This is a genomic window from Variovorax paradoxus EPS (assembly GCF_000184745.1).
GTDB lineage: Bacteria > Pseudomonadota > Gammaproteobacteria > Burkholderiales > Burkholderiaceae_C > Variovorax > Variovorax paradoxus_C.
In genome coordinates this window covers 894799-911137 of sequence record NC_014931.1, presented here as the reverse complement: position 1 = coordinate 911137, position 16339 = coordinate 894799, and the positions used below count along the sequence as shown (strand labels likewise).

At 67.8% G+C, this 16339-nt stretch carries 14 protein-coding genes; 9 read left to right on the top strand and 5 right to left on the bottom strand.

All coding sequences use genetic code 11. The features are described 5' to 3' along the window. The first annotated feature begins 1 nt into the window (after nucleotide 1). The 7 genes from VARPA_RS04020 (at nucleotide 2) to VARPA_RS03990 (ending at nucleotide 8274) form a co-directional block, all read left to right on the top strand. Nucleotides 2-1528, top strand: a complete 1527-nt coding sequence (locus VARPA_RS04020) for a UxaA family hydrolase (protein ID WP_013539269.1) — start codon at nucleotides 2-4, stop codon at nucleotides 1526-1528. Between the two features lie 118 nt (nucleotides 1529-1646). Continuing rightward, nucleotides 1647-2675 carry an ABC transporter substrate-binding protein gene (locus VARPA_RS04015; RefSeq protein ID WP_013539268.1) on the top strand — a complete coding sequence of 343 codons (1029 nt, stop codon included), beginning with the start codon at nucleotides 1647-1649 and terminating at the stop codon, nucleotides 2673-2675. A gap of 6 nt (nucleotides 2676-2681) precedes the next feature. Next, the gene (locus tag VARPA_RS04010; RefSeq protein ID WP_013539267.1) at nucleotides 2682-4193 is read left to right on the top strand and encodes a sugar ABC transporter ATP-binding protein; all 1512 of its coding nucleotides are present in this window, start codon (nucleotides 2682-2684) and stop codon (nucleotides 4191-4193) included. 124 nt (nucleotides 4194-4317) lie between these two features. Then, the gene (locus VARPA_RS04005; protein WP_013539266.1) at nucleotides 4318-5232 is read left to right on the top strand and encodes an ABC transporter permease; all 915 of its coding nucleotides are present in this window, start codon (nucleotides 4318-4320) and stop codon (nucleotides 5230-5232) included. Further along, entirely contained in the window at nucleotides 5229-6227 is a 999-nt protein-coding gene (locus tag VARPA_RS04000) for an ABC transporter permease (protein WP_013539265.1), read from the top strand. The genes VARPA_RS04005 and VARPA_RS04000 overlap by 4 nt, the downstream gene beginning before the upstream one ends. Nucleotides 6228-6267: 40 nt before the next feature. Continuing rightward, nucleotides 6268-7209, top strand: a complete 942-nt coding sequence (locus VARPA_RS03995) for an SMP-30/gluconolactonase/LRE family protein (RefSeq protein ID WP_013539264.1) — start codon at nucleotides 6268-6270, stop codon at nucleotides 7207-7209. Nucleotides 7210-7212: 3 nt separating this feature from the next. Further along, complete coding sequence (locus VARPA_RS03990; RefSeq protein WP_013539263.1) at nucleotides 7213-8274, top strand: malate/lactate/ureidoglycolate dehydrogenase; 1062 nt, start codon at nucleotides 7213-7215, stop codon at nucleotides 8272-8274. 114 nt (nucleotides 8275-8388) lie between these two features. On the opposite strand, the gene slmA is transcribed toward VARPA_RS03990, so the two are convergent. The 3 genes from slmA to VARPA_RS03975 form a co-directional block, all read right to left on the bottom strand. Beyond that, entirely contained in the window at nucleotides 8389-9036 is a 648-nt protein-coding gene (gene slmA / locus VARPA_RS03985; protein WP_013539262.1) for a nucleoid occlusion factor SlmA, read from the bottom strand. A 65-nt stretch (nucleotides 9037-9101) separates the two neighbouring features. Next, nucleotides 9102-9995, bottom strand: a complete 894-nt coding sequence (gene argB / locus VARPA_RS03980) for an acetylglutamate kinase (protein WP_013539261.1) — start codon at nucleotides 9993-9995, stop codon at nucleotides 9102-9104. Nucleotides 9996-10045: 50 nt separating this feature from the next. Further along, the gene (locus tag VARPA_RS03975) at nucleotides 10046-11143 is read right to left on the bottom strand and encodes a glycosyltransferase family 4 protein (RefSeq protein WP_013539260.1); all 1098 of its coding nucleotides are present in this window, start codon (nucleotides 11141-11143) and stop codon (nucleotides 10046-10048) included. Nucleotides 11144-11188: 45 nt separating this feature from the next. Between VARPA_RS03975 and VARPA_RS03970 the strand changes: the two genes are divergently transcribed. Both VARPA_RS03970 and VARPA_RS03965 read left to right on the top strand, forming a co-directional pair. Then, on the top strand, nucleotides 11189-11959 hold the full coding sequence (locus VARPA_RS03970) for a glycosyltransferase family 2 protein (RefSeq protein WP_013539259.1): 771 nt from the start codon (nucleotides 11189-11191) through the stop codon (nucleotides 11957-11959). Between the two features lie 78 nt (nucleotides 11960-12037). Further along, on the top strand, nucleotides 12038-14083 hold the full coding sequence (locus VARPA_RS03965; RefSeq protein WP_013539258.1) for an acyltransferase family protein: 2046 nt from the start codon (nucleotides 12038-12040) through the stop codon (nucleotides 14081-14083). Here VARPA_RS03965 and VARPA_RS03960 read toward each other — a convergent pair. Further along, nucleotides 14080-15135, bottom strand: a complete 1056-nt coding sequence (locus VARPA_RS03960; RefSeq protein WP_013539257.1) for a glycosyltransferase family 2 protein — start codon at nucleotides 15133-15135, stop codon at nucleotides 14080-14082. The genes VARPA_RS03965 and VARPA_RS03960 overlap by 4 nt on opposite strands. A 28-nt stretch (nucleotides 15136-15163) precedes the next feature. Continuing rightward, on the bottom strand, nucleotides 15164-16168 hold the full coding sequence (locus VARPA_RS03955; RefSeq protein ID WP_013539256.1) for a glycosyltransferase family 2 protein: 1005 nt from the start codon (nucleotides 16166-16168) through the stop codon (nucleotides 15164-15166). Between the last annotated feature and the right edge of the window lie 171 nt (nucleotides 16169-16339).

Sequence of the window (16339 nt, the reverse complement as noted above, 5' to 3'; positions counted from 1 at the left end):
CATGACTCCCTACATCCGACTCCATCCTGCCGACGACGTCGTCATCGCGCGTTCGCAACTGCTCGGCGGCACGCTCGTCGAGAACGTGGCCGTGCGCGGCCTCATTCCACCGGGCCACAAGGTGGCGATGCGCGCCATTGCGCAGGGCGAGCCCGTGCGGCGCTACAACCAGATCATCGGTTTCGCGAGCAAGGCCATCGCGCCCGGCGAGCATGTGCACACGCAGAACCTCGACATGGGACCCGACAAGGGGGACTTCGAGCGCGACTACGCCTTCGGTGCCGACGTGAAGCCCGCGCCCGCGAAACGCGAGGCGACGTTCATGGGCATCAAGCGCGCCGACGGCCGCGTGGCCACGCGCAACTACATCGGCGTGCTCACCAGCGTGAACTGCTCGGCCACGGCTGCGCGCGCCATTGCCGATCACTTCTCGCGCCGGACCAACCCTTCGGCGCTCGCAGCATTCCCCAACGTGGACGGCATCGTCGCGCTCACGCACGGCACGGGCTGCGGCATGGACACCGAGGGCATGGGCATGCAGGTCCTCTCGCGCACGCTCACCGGCTACGCCACGCACCCGAACTTCGCGGGCGTGCTGGTGGTCGGGCTCGGCTGCGAGGCCAACCAGATTAACGCCTGGCTCGCGACCGGCCACCTGGCCGAGGGCGAGAACTTCCGCACCTTCAACATCCAGGACACCGGCGGTACGCGCAAGACGGTCGAGAAAGGCGTGGCGCTCATCAACGAAATGCTGCCGCGCGCCAATGCGATCAAGCGCGAACCGTGCAGCGCGGCGCACATCACCATCGGGCTGCAGTGCGGCGGCTCGGACGGGTACTCGGGCATCAGCGCGAACCCGGCGCTCGGCGCCGCGGTCGACCTGCTGGTGGCGCACGGCGGCACGGCCATCCTGAGCGAAACGCCCGAGGTCTACGGCGCCGAGCACCTGCTGACGCGCCGCGCGGTGAGACGCGAGGTGGGACAGAAACTGGTCGACCGCATCAAGTGGTGGGAGCACTACACCGAGATCAACGAAGGCGAGATGAACAACAACCCCTCGCCCGGCAACAAGGCGGGCGGGCTCACCACCATCCTGGAGAAGTCGCTGGGTGCGGTCGCCAAGGGCGGCACCAGCAATCTCGAAGCGGTGTACGAATACGCCGAGCCCGTTTCGGCGCACGGCTTCGTCTACATGGACACGCCGGGCTACGACCCGGTGAGCGCCACGGGCCAGGTGGCCGGCGGCGCGAACCTGATCTGCTTCACCACCGGTCGCGGCTCGGCCTACGGCTGCGCGCCCTCGCCCTCGCTCAAGCTCGCGACCAACTCGGCGCTGTGGCAGCGGCAGGAAGAGGACATGGACATCAACTGCGGCGAGATCGTCGACGGCACGGCCTCGATCCAGGAGATGGGACAGCGCATCTTCGAGCTGGTGCTGGCTACCGCGTCGGGCGCGCAATCGAAGAGCGAGCAGCACGGCTACGGGCAGAACGAGTTCGTGCCCTGGCAAGTCGGCGCCGTCATGTAACCCGACACGCACACCGCCTGGGTGCCGCGCTCTGGCCAGCGCGGCATCGCACCACGGGCATCCGCAGGAGACAAGCTGGAACCGGGACAGCGGCTTCAGTCATCGAAGGACAACACACATGAAGAAGATCCGACTCTCATCCACCGCACTGGCCGCCGCGCTCATGCTGGGCGCCGCCGCACTGCACCTTCCGGCTCACGCGGCCGACACCAAGGCCAAGAAGATCGCGCTGTCGAACAACTTCGCGGGCAACTCGTGGCGCCAGGCCATGCTCAAGAGCTGGGACAAGGTGACCAAGGACGCGGTCGCCAAGGGCGTGGTGGCGCAGGCGCCGAGCTTCACGACGTCGGAGAACCAGGCCACCGAGCAGGCCGCGCAGATCCAGAACATGATCCTGCAGGGCTTCGATGCCATCGTGATCAACGCGGCCTCGCCCACGGCGCTCAACGGCGCGGTGAAGCAGGCGTGCGACGCGGGCATCGTGGTGGTGTCGTTCGACGGCATCGTGACCGAGCCCTGCGCCTATCGCATCGCCGTGGACTTCAAGCAACTCGGCGCGATGCAGATCGACTACTTTGCAAGCCGCGGACTCAAGGGCAACCTGCTCGAGGTGCGCGGCCTGGCCGGCGTGTTCGTCGACGACGAAATCCATCAGGGCATCACAGCGGCCGTGGCCAAGCGGCCCGAGTACAAGATCGTCGGCTCGGTGCACGGCAACTGGACGCAGACCGTGGCGCAGAAGGAGGTGTCGGCCATCCTCTCGACGCTGCCGCAGGTGGCGGCGGTCGCCACGCAAGGCGGCGACGGCTACGGCGTGGCGCAGGCCTTCAAGGCCGCGGGCCGCCCGACGCCGGTGATCTTCATGGGCAACCGGCAGGACGAGCTCGCGTGGTGGAAGGAACAGCGCGATGCCAACAAGTACCAGACCATGTCGGCCAGCATCGCACCGGGCGCCTCGACCTTCGCGTTCTGGGTGGCGCAGCAGATCCTCTCGGGCGCCAAGGTGCCCAAGGAGATGAAGCTGCCGATCAGCGTGGTGACGCAAGAGACGCTGGACGACGCGGTCAAGAAGACCGAAGTCGGCAGCGTGGTGAATGTCGAGTACTCGCAGAAGGAAGTGATCGACTTCATCGCCAAAGCCAAGTAAGCGGCGATGCAAGTCTCATCGCAAGCCCTCGCCGGCGAGGTGCTGGTCGAGGCGCGCGGCGCGGCAAGGTCCTTCGGGGCCGTCCAGGCGCTGCGCGGCGTCGACCTGCAACTGCGGCGCGGCGAATGCGTGGGCCTGGTCGGGCACAACGGTGCGGGCAAGTCCACGCTGGTCAACATCCTGTGCGGCGCGCTGGCACCCGACCGCGGCGAGCTGCACTTTGCCGGCCGGCCGGCGGACGGCGCCGCGTGGAGCCTGCGCGAGGCGCGGCGCTGGGGCCTGCGCTGCGTGTTCCAGGAGCTGTCGCTGTGCGACAACCTCACGCTCGCGGAGAACATGCGCATCGCGCAGCCGCAGTCGGCCGAATGGGCCTGGCGCAAGCGCGCGGGCGCGCAGTTGATGGCCACCCTGGACCGCATCTTTCCAGGCCACGGCCTGCGGCCCGACGACGTGGTGGGCGAGCTGCCGATCGGCAAGCGCCAGATCGTCGAAGTGGCGCGTGCGTTCACGCCAGGCGCGCAGCCGCTCGAACTGATGATCCTGGACGAGCCGACCTCCTCGCTCGACGGACAGGCGGCCGCGCAGTTGCTGGCCTACATCCGCAGCTTCGTGGCCGAGGGCAAGACCTGCGTGCTGATCACGCACAAGCTGCGCGAGATCTTCGCGGTGACCGACCGGCTGGTCGTGATGCGCGACGGGCAGGTGGTGCAGGCCACGCCGACCGCCGAGACCGACCGCGAACGGCTGGTCTCCGCGATGGGGCAAGCGGTTGTCAACGACGCGCCGCAGGCCGCAGCGGCTCGCACGCGCACGGCCGGAGGGCACACCCAGACCGTGCAGGACGTGGTGCAGGTGCAGGCCTCCGCGCAGCGCGGCATCGCCCTGCATGCGGCGCGCGGCGAGGTGATCGGCCTCGCGGGACTGGCCGGGCACGGGCAGACCGCGATGCTGCTCGCGCTGCAGGAAGCCTCGCAGCACAACGGCAAGGACGCGATACGCGTCGAGGGCGGCACCGCCTTCGTGGCCGGCGACCGGCAGACCGACGGCGTGTTCGCGCTCTGGTCCATCGCCCGCAACATGACGGTGGGCTGGCTCGCGCAATTGCGCGCCCGCAGCCCGCTGATCGACCTGAAGCAGGAACAGCAGCAGGCGCAGCAATGGCGCCAGCGCCTGGGCCTGGTCACACCCGACATGGACCTGCCCATCGGCTCGCTCTCGGGCGGCAACCAGCAGAAGGTGCTGTTCGCGCGGGCGCTGGGCTCCACGGCGCCGGTGATCCTGATGGACGACCCGATGCGCGGTGTCGATGTCGGCACCAAGCGCGACGTGTACGCGCTCATCCGCGAGGAGGCGCGCGGCGGCCGCACCTTCGTCTGGTACACGACCGAGTTCGACGAGTTGCATCACTGCGACCGCGTCTATGTGTTCAGCAACGGGCGCGTGGTCGGCGAACTGGCCGGCGACGACATCAGCGAGGAGCGCGTGGTGGCACTTTCATTCGAGGAGGCTGCGGCATGAGCGCCGCGCCGGGCCGCCCCAAGCAAGCTCGCTCCCGCTTGGCGGGAAGGCGCGCAGCGCCAAGGGTGCACCAGTGACGGGTGTTGCCCTGACGAACCACCGCGGCCCCGCGCGCCGCGTGGCGATGCTGCATGCGCTGCTGCCGGCCGTGGCGCTGGCGCTGCTGCTCGCGGCGGTGTTCCTGAAGCAGCCGCGTGCGATGTCCTACTTCGGCATCAACCTGCTGCTCAACCTTGCGATCCCGGTGATGTTCGCGACGCTCGCGCAGATGATGATCCTGGCGGTGAGCGACCTGGACCTGTCCATCGGCCCCTTCGTGTCGCTGGTGGCGTGCATCGGCGCCACGCTGATGCCGGAGCAGCCTGTGCTGGCCGTGCTGGCACTCGTTGCGGCGGTGGGTGTCTATGCGCTGGCCGGCGCGGTGATCCAGGCGCGGCAATTGCCTTCCATCGTGGTCACGCTCGGGCTCTCGTTCGTGTGGCTCGGCTGCGCGGTGCTGCTGCTGCCCACTCCGGGCGGCACCGCGCCCGAGTGGCTGCGCGCCGCGATGAGCTGGCGCACGCCGCTCCTGCCGATGCCGATCTGGATGGCCATTGCCACGGCCATCGTGGGCCACCTGCTGATCACGCGCAGCGCCTTCGGCACGCTGGTGCGCGGCCTCGGCGGCAACCCCGGCGCCATCGCACGCGCGGGCTGGAACATGGTGCGCGTGCGCGCCGGCGTGTATGCGATTGCCGGCGTGTTCGGCGTCTGCTCGGGGCTGATGCTGGTGGGCCAGGCGACCTCGGCCGACGCCAACATCGCCTCGCGCTACACGCTCGTCGCGATTGCGGCTGCGATCCTCGGCGGCGCGGAGTTCGCGGGCGGCAAGGTGGCGCCGGTGGGCGCGGTCATCGGCGCGCTCACGGTGACGCTGGCGGCCTCGTTCCTGACCTTCCTGAACATCGCGCCCGACTGGCAGGTGGGCATGCAGGGGTTGATCCTCGTGGCGGTGCTCGCACTGCGCGCCGCCATCGACCTGTTCGGAGGCAAGCGATGAGCGCGGCGGACGAACGCATCACAGCACCGGCGACCACGACAGCGGCGGCGCCGCGATGGAAGCGCCTGGCCGGCAACCGTCCGTGGCTGGGCTCGTGCGTGGCTGCCGTGCTCGCCTGGGCCGCCACGGTGTGGAGCGGCCACGGCCAAGGATCGGGCGACCTGCTGACCGCGGCGCTCGCGTTCTCGGCGTTCACCGTGCTGGTGTCGCTCGGGCAGATGCTGGTGATCAGCGTGGGGCCGGGCAATGCGGACCTTTCGATTCCATCGACCATCGCGCTCTCGGGCGCGGCCGCGATGATCGTGATGGAGGGCAGCAACGCGATGCTGGTGCCAGGGCTGCTGGCAGCGACCGCGGTAGGCGTCGGCGTGGGCCTCTTCAACTTCGGGCTGATCCGGCTGCTGCGCATTCCGCCGATCATCGCCACGCTCGCGGCCTCGCTGATCGTGATGTCGGTGGCCATCAACGTGGGGCGCGGCCTCAAGGTGAAGCCGCCGGCGCTGTTCTCGGACCTGATGGCGCAGCGCGTGCTGGGCATTCCGCTGGTGGCCGTCGGGGCACTGGTCGTCACGGTGCTCGTGGCCCTGATGCTGGAGCGCACGGTGCTCGGCCGCTCGATCGCGGCGGTGGGCCAGAACCGCCGGGCCGCGCAGCTCGCGGGCCTGAAGGTGGAGCGCACGCGGCTCATGGCCTACGTGATCTGCGCTGGCCTCGCGGGCCTGACGGGCGCGCTGATCGCAGGCTTCTCGGGCGGCAACTCGCTGGACCAGGGCCAGGAGTACCTGCTCATGACCATCGCCGTCGTCGTCATCGGCGGCACGGCCGTGGCGGGCGGACGGCCCAGCGTGCCCGGCATCTGGGGCGCGGCCATGTTCATGTTCCTGCTGGTGGCGCTGCTCAACGCCATCGGCGCCGGGCCGGGGCTGCGCATGCTGCTGACCGGCGTCATCATCATCGCGGTGATCGTCGTGGCGAGCGCTCGCCCCGCGCGCTGAAGCCGCCGTCGATCTCTCACGCAAGGAAAAACACGTACCCATGGCTCAACCCCAAGACCTCCCCTTCGGCTTCCTGGAAGGCACCGGCTTCGAACGGCTGGACGCGCGCTTCAACACCTGCATCCCCGGCCCCGAGCGCGTCGAGCGCCTCTGGACCGGTGCGCGCTGGTGCGAGGGCCCGGTGTGGTTCGGCGCGCACCGCACGCTCCTGTGGTCGGACATTCCGAACAACCGCATGCTGCGCTACGACGAGGTGACCGGCACGGTCGGCGTCTTCCGCGAGCCGTCGAACAACACGAACGGCCACACGGTCGATCGCGAAGGCCGGCTCGTGAGCTGCGAGCACCTCACGCGGCGCGTGACGCGCACCGAGCACGACGGATCGATCACCGTGCTGGCCTCGCACTGGCAGGGCAAGCGGCTCAATTCGCCCAACGACGTGGTGGTGCATTCGGACGGCGGCGTGTGGTTCACCGATCCGAGCTACGGCATCCTCTCCGACTACGAGGGCCTGCGCGCCGAGAGCGAGATCGGCGCGTGCTACGTCTACCGCATCGACCCCGCGAGCGGCGAGGTCGAGCGCATGGCCGACGACTTCGTGAAGCCCAACGGGCTCGCCTTCTCGCTCGACGAATCGCTGCTCTACATCGCCGACACCGGCGCGAGCCACATGAAGGACGGGCCGCGCCACATGCGCCGCTTCAAGGTGGGCGCCGACGGCCGCAGCCTTAGCGGCGGCGAGGTGTTCGCCGAATGCACGAGCGGCATGTTCGACGGCTTTCGCCTCGACACCGAAGGCCGCATCTGGACCAGCGCGCTGGACGGCGTGCACGCCTACCACCCCGACGGCACGCTGCTCGGCAAGATCCTCCTGCCCGAGCGCGTGGCGAATGTGTGCTTCGGCGGACCCAAGCGCAACCGGCTTTTCATCTGCGCGACGACGTCGCTCTACGCCATCACATTGAACGCAAAGGGAGCCTGATCCATGTCCAGAACACTGCCGGCCGACGGCCTGCAAACCACCGTCGCCCGCATCCTCGAAGCCGCGGGCAGCAGCACTGCCGAGGCGCAGCAGGTGGCCGCCAATCTCGTGCTGGCCAACCTGAGCGGCCACGATTCGCACGGCGTGGGCATGCTGCCGCGCTACATCGATGCGGTGGCCGAGGGCGGGCTGAAGCCCAATGCCTCCGTGAAGGTCAATCTCGACATCGGCACGCTGATGGGCCTGGACGGCCAGCGCGGCTACGGGCAGATCGTCGGCGTGCAGGCGATGGAACTGGGCATCGCGCGGGCGAAGCAGCACGGCAGCTGCATCTTCACGCTCGCGCATGCGCACCACCTGGGCCGCATCGGGCATTTCGCCGAGATGGCGACGGCCCAAGGGATGGTGGCGATGCATTTCGTGAACGTGCTGTCGCGGCCGGTGGTCGCGCCGTGGGGTGGCGGTGATGGGCGCTTCGGCACCAACCCGTGCTGCATCGGCGTACCGCTCGCGGGCGCGGAACCCTTCGTGCTTGACTACGCCACGAGCCGCGTGGCGCAGGGAAAGATGCGCGTAGCGCACAACAAGGGCGAGCAGGTGCCCGACGGCTACCTCATCGACGAGACCGGCGCGCCGACCAACGACCCGGGCGTGGTGGTCGTGCCGCAAGGCAACGGACTCTTCGGCGCGCTCATGACCTTCGGCGAGCACAAGGGCTACGGCATGGCGGTGGCCTGCGAACTGCTTGGCGGCGCGCTCACCGGCGGCGGCACCTGGCACCGGCCGGCGGACACGGCGCGCTCGGTGCTCAACGGCATGCTGACGGTGCTGATCGATCCGGCGAAGCTCGGGACGCAGAAGGCCTTCGACGACGAGGCGCGCGAGTTCATCGACTGGCTGCGGCAGAGCCCGCCGGGGCAAGGCTTCGACGAAGTGCAGATCGCCGGCGAGCCGGAGCGCAAGGCGCGTGTGGCGCGCCGGCAGGATGGCATCTGGGTGGACGATGCGACGTGGGGAGAGATCTTGGCTGCGGGCGCCAAAGTGGGCGTGACGGTCACGGCCTGACCTCTTGCTCCTTCCTCCTTTGGGGGAAGGTTGGGATGGGGGCGGGCAGAGCGCTCGATGGGTGCGCCGCTTGCCCACCCCTTGCCCTCCCCCGGAAGGGGAGGGAGAAATACCTCAAACGATCAGGGCGATCGTGGCTTCCAGGTGTTCGGAAGGTGCGCGGCGGAAACCCGAACGCGCAAAGCGCTGCAGTTGCCCGACCACGAAGGCGGTGAGCGCGGCGGCGCGCACCTGCGCATCGACGGAGGGCGTGGAGGAGCCTTCGGCGGTGGCTGCGCCGCGCAGCACCTGGCGCAGCGTGGATTCGATCTTGCCGAAGAACTGGTTCATGCGCTGCTGCAGGCGCTCGTTCTCGTAGACCAGCGCGTCACCGACCATGACGCGCGTCATGCCCGGGTTGCGCTCTGCGAACTGGACCAGCAACGTGAGAATGCGCGCGGCTTGCTGGGCGCCGGTGGCGCCCTCGCGCTCGAGGATCTGGTTCACCAGGGTGAACACGCTCTGCTCGATGAAATCGATCAGGCCCTCGAACATCTGGGCCTTGCTCGCGAAATGGCGGTAGAGCGCGGCCTCGCTCACTTCGAGCCGCGCAGCCAGCGCCGCGGTAGTGACCCGCTCGGCGCCGGGCTGCTCCAGCATGGCGGCCAGCGCCTGCAGGATCTGCACGCGCCGCTCCCCCGGTTTCGGACGCTTGCGCGTCGGGGTGGCTGGCGTTTCCGCTGAGGTCTCTACGCCGGGAGCAGCTGTCTCTTCGTTCTGCATGGGAGCGCGTGCAAAGATGTAATCAATTGATTCTCGCACAGCGCAACAGGCGCTCCCCCGCCCGCTCAGCGGGCGCGGATCATCGTCCCGTAGGCCTGGTCGGTCAGGATCTCCAGCAGCATCGCGTGCGGCACGCGGCCGTCGATGATGTGCACCGCGTTCACGCCGCTCTTGGCCGCGTCGAGCGCGCCCTCGATCTTGGGCAGCATGCCGCCGGAGATGGTGCCGTCGGCGAACAGGTCGTCGATTTCGCGGGCGCTCAGGTTGGTGAGCAGCTTGCCGTTCTTGTCGAGGACGCCGGGCGTGTTGGTCAGGAGCATGAGCTTCTCGGCCTTGAGCACGGTGGCGAGCTTGCCGGCGACGACGTCGGCGTTGATGTTGTAGCTCTCGTTCTCCTCGCCGAAGCCGATCGGGCTCACGACGGGAATGAACGCATCGTCCTGCAGCGCCTTCACCACGCTGGGGTCGATCGAGACGATGTCACCGACCTGGCCCACGTCGTGCTGCACGTTGGGATCGGTGCGGTCGGCCAGCTTGAGCTTCTGCGCGCGGATCAGGCCGCCGTCGCGCCCGGTCAGGCCCACGGCCTTGCCGCCGGCCTGGTTGATCAGGCCCACGATGTCCTGCTGCACCTCGCCGGCCAGCACCCATTCGACGACTTCCATGGTCTCGGCGTCTGTCACGCGCATGCCCTGGATGAAGCTGCCCTTCTTGCCCAGCTTGTTGAGCGCGGCCTCGATCTGCGGGCCGCCGCCGTGAACCACCACCGGGTTCATGCCGACCAGCTTGAGCAGCACCACGTCTTCGGCGAAGTCGGCCTGCAGGGCCGGGTCGGTCATGGCGTTGCCGCCGTACTTGATGACGATGGTCTTGCCGTGGAACTTGCGGATGTAAGGCAGCGCCTGGGCCAGGATCTCGGCCTTGTCGCGCGGGGGAATGTTGAGGACGGGGTCGGTCATGGGCGGTCAGGCTCCAAAGCGTTGATCGATGGGAACGAAAGGAAATTCTCTCAAGGCCGCAGCCAGCGCGGGACCTTGAACCTGACGATCATCAGGTACGCACCCACGTACGTCGTGACGAACAGCAGGCAGAACAGCATCAGCACGATGGTGTTGTTCCAGAACAGCACCGCGGGCACCACCGAGAGGGCGGCGAACATCCAGAGGTAGGGCGAGGTGCGGTTGTTGCGCGCCAGCAGTTGCCGCGCTTCGTCGTCCGCCAGCGCCACGCGCACGATGCGGCGAAAGATCAATTGGTGAAAGTGCAGCGCATCGGCCGTGCCAGGCGACTGGCCACGCGCGAGCTTGCGGTAGATGGAGAAGAGCGTCTCCCACACCGGGTAGATCAGGAGCAGCATCGGGAACCAGGGCGACACCACGCGGTGGCGCTGCACCAGCGTCACGCAGGCCACGGCGATCACCATGCCCCAGACGTAGGCGCCGCCGTCGCCGGCAAAGATCTTGCCGCGCGGGTAGTTCCAGACCAGGAAGCCGACCGTGGCGCCCACCAGGCAGACCATCATGGCTGCCAGTTGCCGGTCGCCCACCTGCAGGGCCACGTGCGAGATCGCTAGGCAGACCAGAACGGCGACCGTACCGGCCAGGCCGTTGTAGCCGTCGATGATATTGAAGGCATGCGGCAGGCCGCCGATGGCGAGCGCTGCGAACAGCACGGTGGCATACGGCAGCATCGCCAGCCAGCCATCGACCATCGGGATGCCGGTGCGTGCAACGCCCAGGCCGAGCAGCCAGCACACCAAAAGGGCCGAACCCATGGTGAGGCCCAACCGGTAGCGCACCTTCACCTTCTGCGTCATGTCTTCGACGATGCCGCCGAGCACCGCGGGCAGGATGCACAGCAGCGTCAGCATCGAGGTCTTGACCGGCCACGACACGTTGAAGGGATCGGTGCCGGTGATGCCCGCCGCCAGCCAAGCCACCCCCATGCCCATCAGGATGCCCGCACCGCCCAGGCGCGGCACGTGGCCCTTGTGGAAGCGCTGCGGCATGTCGGCGCCGTAGAGTCGTGCGTGCCTGCGCGCCCGGCGCATGAAGAGCTGGACCGCGAAGGCGGCAACGAAGAAACTGATGACGATCAGGGCAATCATGTGTGGGAGTTGGGGAACCCTAGAATTCCCGAGCGAAATTAGACCATGCCCACGCCTTCATCCCCCGCCTCCCCCGCTCCTTTGCCCCCGATCACCATTTCCATCGTGAGCCACGGCCAGCTCGCCCTGGTGCAGCCGCTGATCGACCAGTTGGACCGGTACAGCCGCGCATCGATTGCCAAGGTCGTGCTCACGGTGAACATTCCCGAGCCCGACGTGCTCGCGGGGAAAAGCTGGGGATTCGAGGTCGAGCGGATCGAGAACGCGAGCCCCAAGGGCTTCGGCGTCAATCACAACCAGGCGTTTGCGCGCTGCACGACGCCCTGGTTCCTGGTGCTCAACCCGGACATCCGCGTCGACAGCGACGTGCTCGCGCCGCTGATCGTGCAGGCCGCACCTGACGCCGGCCTGATGACCCCGCGCATCCTGGAACCCGGCAAGCCCGGGCCCGAGCCGCACCGGGCTTTGCTCACCCCCGTCGAGATCCTCGGGCGCAACAAGCCGGGCTATGTGCCGCCGGCAACGCCCGCGTGGATCCCGGGCCTCTTCATGCTGTTCCGCAGCGAGGCCTACCGCCAGATCGGCGGCTTCGACGAGCGCTTCTTCATGTACGGCGAAGACTTCGACATCTGCGCCCGCACCCAGCTCGCGGGCTGGAAGCTGCAGGTCGGCGAAGACCTGCTCGCGCGGCACGACGCCCAGCGCGCGAGCCACCGCAGCAAGCGCTATCTGTACTGGCACGTCACCAGCCTGCTCAAAGTGTGGCGCTCGGGCGCCTTCTGGCGCTACCGGCGAATGCAGCGGCCCGGCGCCTGACGAGCGCGCCGATCGGGGCGGAAAGCGTTTGCGAGGACAATCGGGAACGAAAAAAGCAGGCGCGCCTTCACACAGACGATGACGACGACAACAACGACGAGCCCGACGTTCCATAACGAACACGCCCACCTGGTTCACCCCAAATACCGCCCCGACATCGACGGGCTGCGCGCCGTGGCGGTGCTCTCGGTCCTGGGTTACCACGCGTTCCCGCAGTGGATCAAGGGCGGCTTCATCGGCGTCGACATCTTCTTCGTCATCTCGGGCTTCCTGATCACCACGATCATCCTGGGCAGCTTCGAGGGCGACGGCTTCAGCTACCGCGAGTTCTACGCCCGGCGCGTGAAGCGGATCTTCCCGGCGCTGGCGCTGGTGCTGGCGGCCACGCTGGCCTTCGGCTGGTATGCGCTGCTGCCCAACGAATGGGTGCAACTGGGCAAGCACGTGGCCTCGGGCGCCGGGTTCGTCTCGAACTTCGCGTTCTGGAGCGAGGCGGGCTACTTCGACAACGCCGCCGAGACCAAGCCGCTGCTGCACCTGTGGTCGCTGGCCATCGAGGAGCAGTTCTACATCTTCTGGCCCGTGCTGCTGGGCCTCGCATGGAAGCGCAAGTGGCGCGTGCTCTGGGTGGTGGGCATCGTGGCGGCGGCGTCGTTCCTGCTCAACGTGACGACCATCCACAGCCACCGGACGGCCGCGTTCTATTCGCCGCTCTCGCGCTTCTGGGAGCTGATGATCGGCGGCATGCTCGCGTACATGCGGCTGCACCGGCCGCTGCCGAAGCCGGGCTGGGGGCGCCATGCGCAGTCCATCGCCGGGTTGGCGCTGATCGTGCTGGGCCTGTGCCTCATCCGCGGCGGCAAGGCCTTCCCGGGTTTCTGGGCGATCCTGCCGGCGCTCGGCGCCTTCTTCTGTATCGCCGCCGGACCGACGGGCGTACTGAACCGCTATGTGCTCGCATCCAAGCCGATGGTGTGGGTCGGGCTCATCAGCTACCCGCTGTACCTCTGGCACTGGCCGCTGCTGGCGTATGCGCGCATCCTGGAAGGCAAGCTGCCGTCGGACGGCATCCGGGCGCTGATGCTGGTCGCCTCGTTCGTGCTTGCGTGGCTGACCTACCGCTTCGTCGAGCGCTACACGCGCAAGACCGAGAACCCCACGGTGACCTCGGGCCTCGTGGCCGCGATGGTCGGGTTCGTCGTGCTCGGCCTCCTGGCCACCTCGGGCTACTACGTCGGGCGCCACAGCGATCCGTACTTCAACAAGACTGCGGCCGCGGCCAAGGACTGGGGCTACCCCGATGGTCTGAGCCCGATCAAGGTCGATGGCGAGGTGCTGCAGCAGATCGGCCACGGCAAGCGCCGGGTGCTGTTCTTCGGCGACAGCCACATCGAGCAGTACGGCCCGCGCGCGGTCGAGTTGAGCAAGACCGCGCCCGACACGCTCGACTCGCTCTCCTTCGCGACCTGGGGCGCCTGCCCGCCGATTCCCAACGTGGTCGACGAGCAGAACAACCTCTGCGCGGAACGCCGGGACGGCGGCATGCGCCTGGCGGTGAGCGACAAGTTCGATGCGGTCGTCTTCGGCGGCTGCTGGAACTGCTACTTCTCGGAGACCGACAAGCCCACCGCCGACAACGCCGCGGCCGACCGCTACTACTACCAGGACGGCAAGAACAAGCGCCGCTTCATGGGCGGCGGTGGCGCGGATTTCGCGCTCAATACGCTGGAAACCGTGCTGACTGCGCTGTCCAAGCACAAGCAGGTCTACCTGCTGCTGGACAACCCGGTCGGCGAAGGCTTCGGCCCCGAGGAGTTCGTGAAGGGCGGCCGCCTGGGCAACATGACCGTCGGGCGCATGTCACCGACCGCGCCCTGGGTCTCGGAGCAGAAGGCGCTGCATGAGCGCATGCGCCAGATCGCCAAGCGCAGCGGCGCCATCGTGATCGACCCGATTCCGACGCTGTGCGAGAAAGACTGGTGCACCCGCGCGGATGCCGATGCGACGCCGATCTACAAGGACGCCGGGCACCTGCGCGCCGAGTACGTGCGCAAGTTCGCGACGTGGATCGATGCGGCGATGACCACGCCGAAGCAGCCGGCAGCGGCTGCGCCGTCCCGCTAGGCGTAAAGGCGCCGGAGGCTCCGGATGCCCGGCAGGCGCGTGATGGCGCCGACCAGGCGCACCACGCCCGGCGGGCAGTGGTTGAGCAGGAACAGCGTGATCCGCAGGCGCAGCTTCTTCTTGCGCCCCACATACGGGTTGGCCAGCACCATCGCGCCGTATTCGTTGAGCATCGCGGTCATCTCCTCGCGGTACTGGTCGTCGTTCTTGATCGACTCGATCGCGTGGTTGACGAAGTACGGCTGGAACCGGGGCGCCAGGAAATCACGCAAGTAGTAGCGCCCGCGCAGGTGCTCGTCGGGAAACATCTGGGTGAGCTTCTTGAAGTACTTGAAGCGGCTGCGGATCATCCGGATGCCGAATGACGTGCTGGCCGTGTGGATGCACCAGACGGTGACGGCCTTGTCCACGAAGTAGTTGCTGAATCCCTTGCGGAAGATGCGCAGGAACAGGTCGTCGTCCTCGAAGCCCATGAACTGCGAATCGAAACCGCCGACGGCCTCGAAGGCCTTGCGGCTCACCAGCGCGGCCGACGGCAGCACGAACATGTCGTTGCGCAGCAGGTCGTTGATGTTGCGCTTGGGATGCGTCGCGTGCTCCTTGATCACGCCGGTGCGGATCACGTTGCCGTCGGCATCGGCCTCGTACAGGTCGGCGTAGACGTAGCCGAACAGGCGGTCGCCGGCAGGGATCGACGCTGCCAGCGTCTCGATGTGGTTGGGCAGGTAGAAGTCATCCTGGTCTAGAAAGCAGATGAAGTCCGAGGTGGACGCTTTCACGCCGGCGTTGCGTGCCGAGCCCTGGCCGCCGTTTTCCTTGTCGATGATGCGGAACGGATAGCGCGCCGCCAGCGCATCGAGCGAAGCGCGTTCCTCGGGACGCGAGCCGTCGTTGACCACGATGACTTCGGTCGCTGGAACGGACTGTTCGAAGACGCTCTTGACCGAACGCTCGATGAAATCGGCGCCGTTGTAGAACGGGATGATCACCACGACGCTCGGCCAGGCGGTCGGCTGCGCTGCGATGGTGGTGGAATCTGGGGAGGCGTTCATTCGGTTCATGGTTCTTTGGGGGCGGAGCCTACACAGATTCGAAAAGATCGCGAACCACGCCGCGCACGCCGCGGCCGAACTTGTCGTAGCGGCCGGTCATCGCTTCGCGGGCGATCGGCACGATGCGCGCGAGCCGCGACGCGGGCAAGGCGGCGCGAAAACGCTGGTGCTCGATCTTGCTGCGCACCTTGGCGATGATCTCGGCGGGCACGCGGTCGCCCAGTTGGAGCAGGCGCTCCAGCAACAACTCGGCCTTGATCGCACGCTCGACGTGCGTGTTACCCCGCGAGGCGAGCGCCTTGCGCACTTTTTCCTTGAACGTGTCGCGCCGCGCGCCGATCTGGTTGGACTCGTGCTGCCGGTATTCGATGAGCGGCTGCTCCAGCAGGTCGACCCGCGCCGTGGTCGAGGCGACGATGGCCAGCCATTCGTCGTGCACCCACTCGACCGGCAGCGGCAAGGCGTCGGCCAGCAGCGAGCGGCGAAAGACCGTGGTCGCGCCGGTCACCAGGTTGCGGCGCAGCAGTGCGTCGAAAGCCTTGCCGCCGTGCACCTGCGCGAGTTCCAGGGGGGTGACCTCCAGTGCGTGGAACAGCGTCTGGTTCAGGTCGCGGCGCTCTGAATCGACCAGCCGTGCATCCGTGTGCAGCAGCATCAGGTTGGCGTCCTGCTCGAAGTGCGCCACCATCAAAGCGAGCCGGTCGGGCATCCACACGTCGTCCTGGTCGCTGAGCGCAATCAGCTCGCTGGTGCAGGCGCTGATGGCCTGCTCGAAATTCTTGACGACGCGCAACGCGACCGGATTCTCGAAGACCCGCAGCGCGATCGGCGGACCCGGGCGTTCGGCCGCGCATTCGGCAACGGCGGCGCGCACCACCTCCACCGAGCCGTCGCGCGAGGCGTCGTCGGACAGCACGATCTCGACCGGCGGCCGGGTCTGCAGGCAGATGCTGCGCACCTGCTCGCGGAGGAACCGGGCGCCGTTGTAGGTGCAGAGGGCGACGGAGACTTCGAGGAGGCGGGGAATGCTCATGGATGGATCGAATTCTTGTGGGGCATGCTGCCTGCGGGGCAGTCGCGGCCCTTCCGATCGGGGGGCAGTGGACTCTCCAGGGGTTACGAATTGCAGCGGAACCGGAGCCGGTAAAATTATCACTCAGTTGATACTCATGAATAAAATGAGCGCGCCCTCGCAGGCACCGCC